The 12,905-nt window shown below is 41.7% G+C and carries 9 protein-coding genes and 1 pseudogene; 3 read left to right on the plus strand and 7 right to left on the minus strand.

Annotated elements, in window-relative coordinates:
- The 6 genes and pseudogenes from JMX63_RS14725 to JMX63_RS11005 form a co-directional block, all read right to left on the minus strand.
- A pseudogene (locus JMX63_RS14725) lies at positions 1-70 on the minus strand (transposase); the annotation flags it as partial.
- Between the two features lie 221 nt (positions 71-291).
- Positions 292-1,026, minus strand: a complete 735-nt coding sequence (locus JMX63_RS10985; RefSeq protein ID WP_201572356.1) for a hypothetical protein — start codon at positions 1,024-1,026, stop codon at positions 292-294.
- Positions 1,027-1,090: 64 nt separating this feature from the next.
- The gene (locus JMX63_RS10990; RefSeq protein WP_201572357.1) at positions 1,091-2,248 is read right to left on the minus strand and encodes a restriction endonuclease subunit S; all 1,158 of its coding nucleotides are present in this window, start codon (positions 2,246-2,248) and stop codon (positions 1,091-1,093) included.
- Positions 2,238-3,773, minus strand: a complete 1,536-nt coding sequence (locus JMX63_RS10995; RefSeq protein ID WP_201572358.1) for a type I restriction-modification system subunit M — start codon at positions 3,771-3,773, stop codon at positions 2,238-2,240. The genes JMX63_RS10990 and JMX63_RS10995 overlap by 11 nt, the downstream gene beginning before the upstream one ends.
- A gap of 261 nt (positions 3,774-4,034) precedes the next feature.
- Positions 4,035-4,751 (minus strand): FadR/GntR family transcriptional regulator, encoded by a 717-nt coding sequence (locus JMX63_RS11000; protein WP_193006518.1) that lies wholly within the window; start codon positions 4,749-4,751, stop codon positions 4,035-4,037.
- A gap of 101 nt (positions 4,752-4,852) precedes the next feature.
- A complete protein-coding gene (locus tag JMX63_RS11005) occupies positions 4,853-6,586 on the minus strand; it encodes an IlvD/Edd family dehydratase (RefSeq protein ID WP_201572359.1) in 1,734 nt (577 codons plus the stop codon).
- Positions 6,587-6,802: 216 nt separating this feature from the next.
- Here JMX63_RS11005 and JMX63_RS11010 point away from each other — a divergent pair, with 216 nt between their 5' ends.
- Genes JMX63_RS11010 through JMX63_RS11020 form a run of 3 tightly spaced genes read left to right on the plus strand, consistent with a single transcriptional unit; the run spans position 6,803 to position 10,705 of the window.
- Positions 6,803-8,110, plus strand: coding sequence for an MFS transporter (locus tag JMX63_RS11010; protein ID WP_201572360.1), 1,308 nt, complete (start codon positions 6,803-6,805; stop codon positions 8,108-8,110).
- Between the two features lie 11 nt (positions 8,111-8,121).
- Positions 8,122-9,120: an AraD1 family protein gene (gene araD1 / locus JMX63_RS11015; protein ID WP_201572361.1), complete on the plus strand. Its 999-nt coding sequence runs from the start codon at positions 8,122-8,124 to the stop codon at positions 9,118-9,120.
- 10 nt (positions 9,121-9,130) lie between these two features.
- On the plus strand, positions 9,131-10,705 hold the full coding sequence (locus tag JMX63_RS11020) for an aldehyde dehydrogenase (NADP(+)) (protein WP_201572362.1): 1,575 nt from the start codon (positions 9,131-9,133) through the stop codon (positions 10,703-10,705).
- An 883-nt stretch (positions 10,706-11,588) separates the two neighbouring features.
- On the opposite strand, the gene JMX63_RS11025 is transcribed toward JMX63_RS11020, so the two are convergent.
- Positions 11,589-12,905 carry a DUF3100 domain-containing protein gene (locus tag JMX63_RS11025; RefSeq protein WP_201572363.1) on the minus strand — a complete coding sequence of 439 codons (1,317 nt, stop codon included), beginning with the start codon at positions 12,903-12,905 and terminating at the stop codon, positions 11,589-11,591.

The following is a 12,905-nucleotide window of genomic DNA, read 5'->3' on the forward strand; positions in this document are numbered from 1 at the left end:
TGTCATCGAAGCTTTTCATGCTGCTGGCCATTTGCTCAGCCAGTTTCTTGATGTCAGATTGGTTAGTCATTGCTTATTCTCCTGTTAGTGGATTATAAGCAGTTACACAAAGTTTGGGAAACTCTCTGGGACGATGATCTTTAAGACTGCATTCGCGCCTTCACTCAAGCGTAGCTTTCGTCTTGTACTCGGATAGAGCAGTACTTTATTAAATCCTCGCTCACCCTCGGCAAAGAATCTTTTTTGTAGGCTATTTTTTCGTAAGCTGGTTTTTTACCCCAACTTACATATCTATAAGTCATATCTTGTTCTTAATTCTTTGATATCGCTATCAATTCTATTTAAAACGTTCTCCCATAGTTCTGGCTGATCTTCCATAAACTTCTGATAAGTTAATTGAGTTTCTTCGTTTGCTAAATCAGATGCAGATGCACCATGTTCACTTTCAATACTTGAAAACTCCGACCATCTTTCCATAATATCAATAGTATTAATCTTATCGATTTTTATAAACTCTTCATTCCATGTCTCAAAAACTTCTAATAAGCTATTCGATAAGTATATGTAGTTTTCATTAATAGTATTTCTAATGCTTATCATAATAGAGGTGCTAGCATCATTTAGAGGTAGCCCATTTTCTGGGTCATGAACAAACTCCTTAATAGATAATAAATAGTTTCTTTTCAAATTTGCTAATTTTATATATGCATCCATTTTTGACGAGAAGAACTTAGCATAAGTATCCTGAGCGATAGAGTGGTTTACATGGTCTTTATTTAACAATTTCTGATGTTGGTGTTTTAACTCATCTAATTGTTTTTGCATTTCTGCATTTTCTTTTCTTGCCTCACTGTCTATTGTGGCTTTCTCTCCAATTTTTTTAAGCTCTATCTCAGCATTTTCTAGACGATCTATTCTCTTTGACCAAACACCTCCTAGCCAGCTTGATAGACCAAGGACTACTACTGCTATACTAATCCCACTGGTTATTAAAGAAGTTATAATACTTGTAAAAATTTCGTTCACTATTTGACTCCTTTAAATATTATATTAGTTTATAGGCTGAGCTTTTAACCTAGCCTACTCAAGATCAAATAACCTCCCCATCAACCACCACCCGCTTCTTACCCGTCAGCAATACCTGCATCAGCGCCTTTTTTTCTTGCTGAAAATTAGCCAATTGCTGCTCAAGCAATTCGATTTCTTTGTCGGCATTGGTTAACACGATGGCGATTTTTTGTTGCTCTTTTAAATCTTTAGGAGTTAAAACGTCTAAATTTGCTAAATCTTTTCCATAAACATGAATAATCGTAATGCCTTGACCTTTTCTAGCAATTTCGAACTTCTTTATGTGAGTAAGAAGATGAGCCATAAATATTGCATCAGTTGCTTTTTTAGGTCTAAGAATATTGATGTCTCCTCCAAGGAGAATATCATCTTCAAGAACTGCTGTAGCATTCGCCAAATCAATTCCTGTAGTTGTTGTCGATGCTGGTATCAACACATCACCTTTTATAGACTTAACAGAGTTTATTTCTCTTGTTCTACTTTTAACTTCGTGAATAACTTCACCATAATGCGTATATAGTTCACCATACAGCACGCATTTATTACCATTTTCTGTTAGCTGACCTTTGGATATACCCTTACCCCGTTTAAAAGAGTATAAACTTCCTAGTTTTATCTCTTCCCACTCACCCTCAAACCTTTTTCCCTCATCATTAAACAACCGCTTTTTCCCTGTGAGCAATTGCTGCATCAGCGCTTTTTTCTGCTGGGTACTATTGTCAATTAAACGCTCAGTCGTGCTAATCGCTTTATCCCAAGTCGATAGGATTTTGACTATTTTTTTCTGCTCTAATAAAGGTGGCACTGCAACCTTAACTGCATGTAAGTCATTACGGTTTACACCCGGAACTCCAGTTTTGTCACTAAACTTTTTAAAGTCAAAACTTGATAATAAATAGTAAATAAATTTAGGATAGTTACTATGGAAATTTTTAACCCATAAAGACGTATTTAAAGGCCAAAAATTCTCTTCTACATAATAAACGTTCCCAATAGAACCATATCGCCCAGTTACAATACCTGGTTTTTCTACCTTATATTCATTGTGGTAGCCTGATACTCCACTAGACGAAACTATTGGAATATTACCGTCAATTCTTTTGGTTGAAGGTAAATCAAAACCACGCTGTAGCTCTGCAACATTACCAAGTTTACTGAACTCCCAACCATTAGGCACCATAACCCAACTCCTTTAGAAACCCTGCCATCTCAGTCTCTAACGTATCTAATTCAGCTTTTAACTCAAGACGCTCAGCACGCACCGCATCCAGATCAATCTCCGCCTCTTCCTCAAACGTATCGACATAGCGCGGAATGTTTAGGTTAAAGTCGTTTTCTTTAATCTCATCAAAGCTCGCTAGATACGCGTATTTATCGACACTTTCTCGTGACTTATACGTCTCAATAATTTTAGCAATATTATTCTCAGTGAGTTGGTTTTGATTTTTACCTGATTTAAACTCATTGCTGGCATCGATGAACAGTACATTGTCATCAGTTTTGTTCTTTTTAAACAGCAAAATCGCCGCTGGAATACCCGTGCCAAAGAACAGCTTTTCTGGTAAGCCAATCACCGTATCGAGCAGGTTTTCTTCGATGAGTTGCTGACGGATTTTGCCTTCACTGGATGCACGGAATAGCACGCCATGCGGTACGACCACACCCATACGGCCAGTGCTTGGCTTAAGTGTTTCAATCATATGACTGATAAAGGCATAGTCGCCCTTGGTCTTGGGCGGTACACCGCGATGGAAGCGACCGTAGGGGTCGCTGCTGGCATCTTCATGGCCCCATTTATCCAATGAAAACGGTGGGTTGGCGGTCACCACATCGAACTGTAGTAAGTGCTTGCCGTCCTTATCAAGTAGCAGCGGATTGCGGATGGTATCGCCCCACTCGATACGGTGGTTGTCCTCACCGTGTAGAAACATATTCATTTTGGCCAGTGCCCATGTCGAGCCAATGGCTTCTTGACCGTATAGCGCATACTTCTTAGAATTTGAGTTTTTGCGTACCATAGCCCCACACTTGATGAGCAGCGACCCTGAACCACAGGCTGGATCACAGATCTCATCACCTTCGACAGGCTCAAGGATAGTCGCTAGTAAGTTAGATACTTCGGGCGGCGTATAGAACTCGCCAGCCGTCGCCCCACTACTGGCGGCAAAGTGCTTGATTAAAAACTCATAAGCATTACCAATCACATCGAGGCTACCGACACGCTCAACGCTTAGGTTAAGGATGTCTTTACCGAAATCTTCTAACAGATGGCGTAGTAGCTCGTTCTTTTGCTTTTCTTGACCGAGTTTATCAGTGTTAAAGCTAATGTCTTGGAAGACATTTTTGAGCTTGGTGCCGTTAGCTTCTTCGATAGCGTGTAGCGCCTCGTCAATACGTTGACCATTGCCCGGCTGATGACGCTGCTCGTATAAGTCCCAAAAGCTTGCACCTTCAGGCAACACAAAACGCTGCTTGGACATCATAGCGTGGATCAGCTCAGGGTTGTCGCCAAACTGCTCGACCAGCTTGTTGTACTCATCGCGATATACATCAGATAGGTACTTTAGGAACAGCATGGTTAAGATAAAGTCTTTATAGGTGTCGGCGCTGATGACCCCGCGAAAGGTGTCACAAGCGTTCCAGACGGCTTTGTTGATATCGTCTTGATTGATTTTGCTAATATTATTAGTGGTACTGGCAGGCATTTATTAGTCCTAGATACTTTGGAAGGTGTAAATTTTTATAGTGAGGTAATGATAGCAGGGTCTGAGGTGTCATTGTTTTGAAATCAGTTCAGGAAGGTTATATAGCGAACGAAGGACTTCAAATAGCAAGCAGAAAGTTGGTTATATTACTATTATAGATACTCAATGATGAGAACAGAAGGCTGTATACCTATACAGAAATAAAAGTATGTAGATGGATTTTACTTGATAGGTATCTTATCGTTCAGTGAACACTGAAGATTACTTTTTGATTAAGGTATAGGCCACGTTGGTATCATCCAATTGCACTAAAGAAGCAAGTCTTGCTGATAGAGGATCTTTACTCTCGATTGCCGTTAAGATAGCTTTGTGTCTTGGTAATGAATGCGTTTGTAAGTTAGGTCTTAGGCTGGTCAACTGAATAGATTGCTGTAGAGGTAATACCAGCATTCTCGACATATAAGCAAGTAGGTCATTATGCGTGGCCTTTGCAATGGCAAGATGGAAATCTATGTCAGGTTGCATAAATTCTTCCGCACTCGTAGCCTTCTCCATGCCATCGTACGCTTTTTTGATCTGTGCGATATCGTCATCAGTTGCGGTACTAGCAGCGATATAGGCCATTTCAGGCTCTAAAACACGTCGAACGGTCGATAGGGTTTTAAAAAAATCATTTTCTGGTGTGGACTGAATCAACCAAAAAAGCACATCTGGATCGAGTAAGTGCCATTCATCCTTTGGCCGTACGACCGTACCGACTTTTGGACGTGAGTACGTCAGGCCCTTAGAGTTCAGTACCCGTATGGCTTCACGAGAGACAGGACGACTGACCTGAAACTCCTCACACAACTCAGCTGAGGAAGGTAATTTTTCATTTTCAGGAAATTCGCCAGAAATAATTTTTAGACCTAATTGTTGAACCATTAATGCATGTTGGCTTTTGCTTGGGACAGGGTTCTTGTAGTCGGCAGTGCTCATATCTTATCGTTACTCATATTTGACACTAGTATGTTATACAAGACCTTATCAATTAACAAGGTCTTGTATTTTGCGTAAACCAGTGCGAATATTTGAGTAAATTAGTGTGAATGACGAGGAACCTCAGAACCGCGACAGCCGACAAGAAAATCGAAATCGCAGCCTTCATCAGCTTGCAGCACATGCTTGACATAGAGTTCACGATACCCGCCAATAAAATTGGGGGTAGGTGGTGCTGGCAGATTCGCTAGACGCTGCTGTAGCTCTTCATCGCTAACATCTAAGTGCAGTTTTCCGGCGTAGGCATCAAGTTCAATAAAATCACCGTTTTGTACCGCAGCCAATGGTCCCCCTGCGCGGGCTTCTGGTGCCACGTGTAATACCACGCTTCCATACGCCGTACCACTCATGCGAGCATCAGAAATTCTCAGCATATCTGTGATCCCTTTTTCTAACAATTTGGGCGGCAATCCCATATTACCGACTTCAGCCATACCCGGATACCCTTTAGGTCCTGCGTTTTTTAGTACCAAAATGCAAGTTTCATCGACATCCAAATTTGGATCTACAATACGTGCTTTATAGTCATCAAGGTCTTCAAACACCACGGCACGACCACGATGTTTCATCAATTCTGCTGACGCGGCGGACGGTTTGAGCACAGCTCCTTTCGGTGCTAGGTTGCCATGTAAGATACACATACCGCCATCTTTACTCAGTGGATTGTCCACTTGACGGATGACTTCATCATTATAGATAGGCGAGCTTTTGCAATTCTCCCAAATGCTTTGTCCATTCACAGTCAGTGCTTGAGGATGTGGTAGCAGATTGTGCTCACCCATACGGCGCAGTACCGCAGGTAAGCCACCGCTATAATAAAATTCTTCCATCAAAAATCGACCTGATGGCTGCAAATCAACAATGGTAGGCATACCGCGACCAACACGATTCCAATCCTCTAGCTCTAAATCAACACCAATACGCCCAGCAATGGCTTTTAAATGAATGACAGCATTGGTTGAACCGCCAATTGCGGCATTGACTTTAATCGCATTTTCAAACGCTTCTTTGGTTAAAATTTTGGATAACGTCAGATCTTCTTTGACCATATCGACAATACGCATACCTGATAAGTGCGCCAAAACATAACGCCGCGAATCCACTGCTGGAATAGCGGCATTGTGCGGTAAAGAAGTACCTAGTGCTTCAGCCATACAAGCCATTGTAGAGGCCGTACCCATCGTATTACACGTACCCGCTGAGCGCGACATGCCCGATTCTGCAGATAAAAATTCATTGAGATCAATTTTGCCAGCTTTTAGCTCTTCGTGCATTTGCCAGACGATGGTGCCAGCGCCAATATCTTTTCCTTTATGTTTGCCGTTTAGCATGGGCCCACCTGTGACGACAATTGCAGGAACATCACAACTGGCTGCGCCCATTAATAAGGCGGGTGTGGTTTTATCACAGCCTGTTAACAGCACGACACCATCCATAGGGTTACCGCGAATCGCTTCTTCTACATCCATACTTGCCAAATTACGCGTCAGCATCGCCGTTGGACGTAGGTTGGATTCCCCGTTGGAGAAAACAGGGAATTCAACAGGATAACCACCCGCTTCTAAAATTCCTTTTTTCACATGCTCAGCAATTTTGCGAAAATGTGCATTACAAGGTGTCAGTTCTGACCAAGTATTACAAATACCAATAATGGGTCTGCCATCAAACTCATGATCTGGAATGCCTTGATTCTTCATCCAACTACGGTACATAAATCCATTTTTATCAGCTGTTCCAAACCAAGCTGTTGAACGTAGTGGCTTCTTTTTTGACATGTCTATATCCTTATATAGTATTACTATTTAAACAATAATAATCAAAATACACTAAAATCTATCTTTTTAAAAGGGTTGATATTTAAATAGTATTACTATATTTTAGTTAAAGCTTTTATACATTATTCCAGTTATCTACTGATAACGCATTTAATTACAGATAATTTCTCTTTGGCGTGGTGCTTGAGAATTACCACATGGAACGTGGAGTCGGATATGGATTTCGAAAAGAACGTTATACGAAAAGTGACCTACAAATTAATCCCTGCATTGATTTTGCTTTATGTGGTCGCTTATATTGATCGCGGTGCGGTTGGCTTTGCTCATCTACATATGGGCGCTGACGTCGGTATCGGTGACGCCGCTTACGGATTTGGTGCAGGTTTATTTTTTATTGGTTACTTCATGTTTGAGGTGCCAAGCAACTTACTATTGGCCAAGTTTGGGGCACGCAAGTGGTTTACGCGTATTTTATTGACATGGGGCTTGATCACCATGGCGATGGCACTGATTCAAGGTCCAAAGAGCTTTTATGCACTTAGGTTTTTACTTGGTGTTGCTGAGGCGGGCTTTTTCCCTGGTGTTCTATATTTGATTACCCAATGGTTCCCAGTACGCCATCGCGGGAAAATTATGGGTATGTTTGTACTGTCGCAGCCTATTGCAATGGTGATTGCAGGGCCGTTATCCGGTGCCTTACTCGGGATGGATGGCATGGCAAACATGCATGGGTGGCAATGGTTGTTCATAGCCGTAGGTTTCCCTGCTGTTCTTTTAGCACTACCCACGTATTTGTATTTACCAGATGATATTAAAACAGCCAATTGGTTGACTGCAGAGCAAAAAAGTTGGTTACAAAATGAATTGGTTAAAGATGAGTCTGAATATAAGCAAACAAGGCACGCCAATCCTTTACATGCGCTAAAAGACAAACGTGTGTTGCTGCTTGCGCTGTATTACCTACCTGTCACTTTGAGCATTTATGGCTTAAATCTATGGCTACCCACGATTATCAAGCAGTTTGGTGGTGGTAGCGATCTACGAGTTGGCTTCTTGTCGAGTATTCCTTATCTTTTCGGAGTTGTCGGATTACTGATTATTCCACGCAGTACGGACCGTTTAAATGACCGTTATGGGCATCTTGGTTTTCTTTATGCAGTAGGTGCTTTTGCCATGTTCTTAAGTGCTTGGCTCACCTCTCCTGTCTTACAATTGGTTGCTCTATCTGCCGTCGCGTTTTGCTTGTTTTCAACTACGGCTGTTTTTTGGACACTGCCAGGCCGTTTCTTAACAGGCAGTAGTGCGGCAGCTGGTATTGCCTTGATCAACTCTGTGGGTAACTTAGGCGGTTATTTGGGACCTTATGGTATTGGCTTATTAAAGGAATACACGGGTCACATGGCAGCAGGCTTATATTTTCTCTCTATGGTTATGGTATTTGGTTTGATTCTGACCTATTTCGTCTATGCCAAATTTGAAAAAAAGAAATCTGAAAAAACAACCGTTAGCGAACAAGCGTATTAAGGACATTGATTATGAATATCATTCAATTTGAAACCCAAGACCGTCACCGTGCGGTTGGCATTGTCGAAAATAACACTGTCAAACCAGTCAAACAGGTTGGAACAGTTCGAGACTTAGCATTAATGGCGATTAAAAATAAATTAAGTCTAGAGCAACAGATCGAACAGTTAGGCTTTTCCTCTGAGAACTATGACTATGCACAACTACTAGACAACTTACAGGTACTTCCGCCTTTGGATCATCCAGATACCGCACATTGTTTTGTCTCAGGGACGGGTTTGACCCATCTAGGCTCCGCCGCTACTCGTGACAAAATGCACCAACAGAACGTGGCTGATACCGCATCAGTAACCGACACCATGCGTATATTTCAGTTAGGTATTGAAAAAGGTAAACCTACTGACGGTGAGGTGGGCGCCCAACCTGAATGGTTCTATAAGGGCGACGGCTCTATTGTGGTTCGTCCTGGTGCCGACCTGCCGATGCCTAATTTTGCAGAGGATGGTGGCGAAGAACCTGAAATTGCAGGTCTGTATGTGATTGGTCCAGATTCAAAACCTTATAGAATTGGCTTTGCCATGGGCAATGAATTTTCTGATCACATCATGGAACGTCGAAACTATTTATATCTTGCCCACTCCAAATTACGTTTTTGTAGTTATGGTCCAGAGCTACGCACGGGTGAGCTGCCAAAACATTTGGTCGGTACCAGTCGCCTGCGCCGTGATGGTGACGTGATTTGGGAAAAAGAATTTTTATCAGGTGAAGACAATATGTGTCATAGCCTAGCCAATCTTGAATACCACCATTTTAAATATCAGCAATTCTTAAAACCAGGTGATGTACATATTCATTATTTTGGGACGGCGACACTATCATTTGCAGACGGTATGCAAACCCAAGTCGGTGATGAATTCGAGATTGAGATAAAAGAATTTGGTCATTCTTTAAAAAATAAGATTGCACATACTCAACCTGAACTATCCATTGGTTCAGTTAAAACACTCTAAGGAGAATACTATGGTTATCGGACATAATTTTATTGCAGGTCAACGCAGTGCGCTCGGCAGCAAAGTCTTACAAAGTATTAATGCCAGCACAGGAGAAGCCTTGGCTTATGAGTTTTATCAAGCAACTGAAGAAGAAGTCAACAAGGCGTGCGAAGCCGCCAGTGACGCCTTTAAAAGCTATCGTAATACGTCACCTGAACAGCGCGCGTTATTTCTAGAAGCGATTGCCGATGAACTAGATGCGCTAGGACAAGACTTTCTTGATAATATCTCACAAGAGACCGCGCTACCACTTGCACGTTTACAAGGAGAACGTGGTCGTACTAGTGGTCAAATGCGTTTGTTTGCTAAAGTGCTACGCCGCGGTGACTATCTAGGGGCGCGTATCGATACGGCACTGCCTGAACGTGAGCCTATGCCACGTGTAGATTTGCGTCAAGTGAAGATAGGGGTCGGTCCGATTGCTGTGTTTGGAGCCAGTAACTTTCCTTTAGCCTTTTCGACAGCGGGCGGTGATACCGCTTCTGCGTTAGCGGCAGGCTGCCCTGTCGTGGTCAAAGCCCATAGCGGACATATGGTAACAGCGGATCAAGTAGCACAAGCGATCGATAGAGCAGTTGCGAGTACCAATATGCCTAAAGGCGTGTTTAGTATGGTTTATGGCAGTGGGGTCGGTGAAACGCTGGTAAAACACCCCTTGATTCAAGCGGTTGGTTTTACAGGCTCGCTAAAAGGTGGTCAAGCCTTAAGTGCGATGGCAGCCGCTCGCCCCAATCCTATTCCAGTATTTGCAGAAATGAGTAGTATCAATCCGATGCTCATGCTGCCAGCTGCCCTAAAAAATCGCGGTGATAGCATTGCTCAAGACTTAGCAGATTCTGTCGTGATGGGCTGTGGACAGTTTTGTACCAATCCTGGTTTAATCATTGGGATTAAATCACCTGAATACAGTCAATTTATTGAAAAATTGACAACTATTATCGATGCCAAACCTGCACAAACCATGTTAAATGCTGGCACATTAGAAAGCTACTCATTGGGTCTGGAAGATTTGATGACACATGAAGGGTTCCAGCATTTAGCAGGACAGCCTCAAAAGGGAGATCAAGCTCAGCCGCAACTGTTTAAAGCAGACGTAGACTTACTACTGGCAGGCAATCAGTTGCTACAAGAAGAAATTTTTGGTCCTGCGACCATAGTCATTGAAGTCAAAGACAAAGCGCAGCTGATTCAAGCACTCAGTAGCATGAACGGCCAACTAACAGCCGCTTTAATTGCTGATGAAGCTGATTTTGCTGAATTCGCAGACGTGGTACCTGTATTAGAAGAAAAGGCTGGACGCCTACTCTTAAACGGTTATCCAACAGGTGTAGAGGTTTGCGAGGCAATGGTACACGGCGGACCTTATCCTGCAACGTCTGATGCGCGTGGCACGTCGGTCGGAACGCTGGCCATTGACCGTTATCTACGCCCTGTGTGTTATCAAAACTATCCACAAAGCTTATTACCAGAAGCATTAAAGGATGAAAATCCATTCAATATTTTGAGATTGGTTAACGGTGAGACGACTCGAAATAAAATTTAATATAAGAGATTAACAAAAAAAAGAGACCATTAATTGGTCTCTTTTTTTGTTTCACTCGATAAAATATTCATACTAATAACCCATGCTAAAATCTAAACATTCCCAAAAACACTTGCAACTCACAGTTGCAATATGGATCTCAATCGCATAAAGTAATTTTGTAGTTCAAGAATAACTTAAAAGGTGATGCAAACATTAGAAGATCAAATAACTCATTTGGCCCTCCTCTTTAGCTGATAAAAAATTGCATCGACTTAGATTTTCGAAGTCGAGTATCACCTGTTCGATGACAAATGAAATAAACTGAAGCAGAAGATGATTTTTTACTGATAATATATATTTGAGACTAAATAAGATTTTAGAAATATTTAGTCTCAAATATTTGTGAGAAAAATCTTATTACTTGTCTTGCCTTCAATACTGCGTCGCTGTTGGTCTATATGCTGGTCTAACATAATTATTTATTATAAAAAATATAATTAAATCAAATACTTATTATATTAGTTCGAATTCCTCCTTCACCGCCAATCCTATATTGCTTAATCAAAACCTTTGTTTTTCATCCTGTTCTACCCTTTCCTAAATATTCTTTATATCTTTTAACAGTTTAACAGTAAGACTTTCAGTCTATACTCATCCTCTACTGCTGTCTGAAATATTTCTGTTTAGCCTTAATTTCATATGTCGTATAAGATTTAATAACTATATATCTAATTGAATACCACGTTTATTGGCCAAGTTCAAAAACTCGTATCATGGACTGAGAGTGACTCATACAAAGGTTATAAACCAAGATAACTATATGCCCTGCTGTAGGATAAAAAACAAAAGCCCCAGTTGATCAACTGGGGCTTTTTACTATCTTCAAATACTAACCTAGCTTTTAGAGCATAGCTTGCGCAATCATCGCTGATCCGATAAACGTACCTGTAAAGGTTAATACCGCAACAATGGCAATTTTAAAGCCAGACTTCTTAAACAAATCGACTTCCATTTGCGAGATAGCAAAACCAGCGTAAGCAAGTACTGGTGTTAATAATTGCAGAACGCCCAGTTTGGCGGTTTCTTCCAAAACATAAGCATTGAATGGAAACTGTGGTAGAGAGATTAAAATAGCTACAATAGATATCCAAGCAATCGCTGGTACATTGACTGGGATAAATCGCTTTAACAGCATGCCGATCACGCAACATGCAAATAAAATGAGCATAGCAGGCAATGCTGCTAATGGATTAACACCTTGCCCTACCCAGTTGCTTAGTAACAAGACCAGGCAAATCACAGCCAATAAAATAAAAGACTGCATGATTGATAGACTGGCAGGCTCTTCCATGACTGCATCAAGATTGGTTTCTGTCGTAGTGACTGTCTGCTGAGGCTTCTTAAATTTACTGACTACTTTATACAAAAACTCTGTAAAAGGCAGCGCCACAAATAAACTAACAAATAAGCCAGTGGCATAAGTTAGCAGGTTAGAAGTGGCCGCAAAGGCAGTAATAGTTTCTGCTTGGGCAGGCACCGTCTCTGCCAATGCTGCTGAACAAGCACCCATCATACTACCGCTACCAATACCGCATGCCATAGCAAGTGCGCGTACATCCATGATGTCCATCGAAGCAATGATACCTGCCATTAGTGAGAAGTAAATCGCACCAAACAAAGTACCCATGACATATACGCCCATGACACCGATGCCTTCTGGGCTTTGTAAGCCGTATTTATCAGCAATCAAAGCAACGTTAGGTTCACGAGCAACAGAGTGCGTGGCACCGATAGCTTCTCGGCCCATGCCAAAGACAAGCACTGCAACGGGTAGCGCAATCAGAACGGTCGCTACATTACCTAACTCTTGCAATAGTAGTGCTGGACCGGCAGCAATGATTTCTTCGATATTGGGACCAACGCCAACACCGAATTTGGCGATAAAAGGCATAATACTTAACAGAATGGCATAACTGGCGAACTTGGCTCGTTGTTTGGTTATAACAGCTTTCATCGAAGGCACGACATTGGGATTTAATAAAATCGCAAAAATAAAGGCATAAAGTAATGGCAGTAATACCAGAATGCCAATACCGATAGGGATTTTGATAATGCCGATCCATTCTGCTAACAACGATACAGCAATCACTAATAAATGCAGTTTCCAATCAAGCAGGTGCTTTGTCATAGTAGGTGACAGCACGCTATTGTTGTTCAT

The sequence above is a fragment of the Psychrobacter nivimaris genome (assembly GCF_904846365.1).
Taxonomy (GTDB): Bacteria; Pseudomonadota; Gammaproteobacteria; order Pseudomonadales; family Moraxellaceae; genus Psychrobacter; species Psychrobacter nivimaris_B.

What these genes read in the sequence shown, in the direction of transcription:
- JMX63_RS10990 (WP_201572357.1), bottom strand. Translation starts at nt 2,248, where the DNA reads ATGGTGCCTAATGGTTGGGAGTTCAGTAAACTTGGTAATGTTGCAGAG.
- JMX63_RS11020 (WP_201572362.1), top strand. Translation starts at nt 9,131, where the DNA reads ATGGTTATCGGACATAATTTTATTGCAGGTCAACGCAGTGCGCTCGGC.
- JMX63_RS11025 (WP_201572363.1), bottom strand. Translation starts at nt 12,905, where the DNA reads ATGAACAACAATAGCGTGCTGTCACCTACTATGACAAAGCACCTGCTT.
- JMX63_RS11005 (WP_201572359.1), bottom strand. Translation starts at nt 6,586, where the DNA reads ATGTCAAAAAAGAAGCCACTACGTTCAACAGCTTGGTTTGGAACAGCT.
- JMX63_RS11010 (WP_201572360.1), top strand. Translation starts at nt 6,803, where the DNA reads ATGGATTTCGAAAAGAACGTTATACGAAAAGTGACCTACAAATTAATC.
- JMX63_RS11000 (WP_193006518.1), bottom strand. Translation starts at nt 4,751, where the DNA reads ATGAGCACTGCCGACTACAAGAACCCTGTCCCAAGCAAAAGCCAACAT.
- araD1 (WP_201572361.1), top strand. Translation starts at nt 8,122, where the DNA reads ATGAATATCATTCAATTTGAAACCCAAGACCGTCACCGTGCGGTTGGC.
- JMX63_RS10995 (WP_201572358.1), bottom strand. Translation starts at nt 3,773, where the DNA reads ATGCCTGCCAGTACCACTAATAATATTAGCAAAATCAATCAAGACGAT.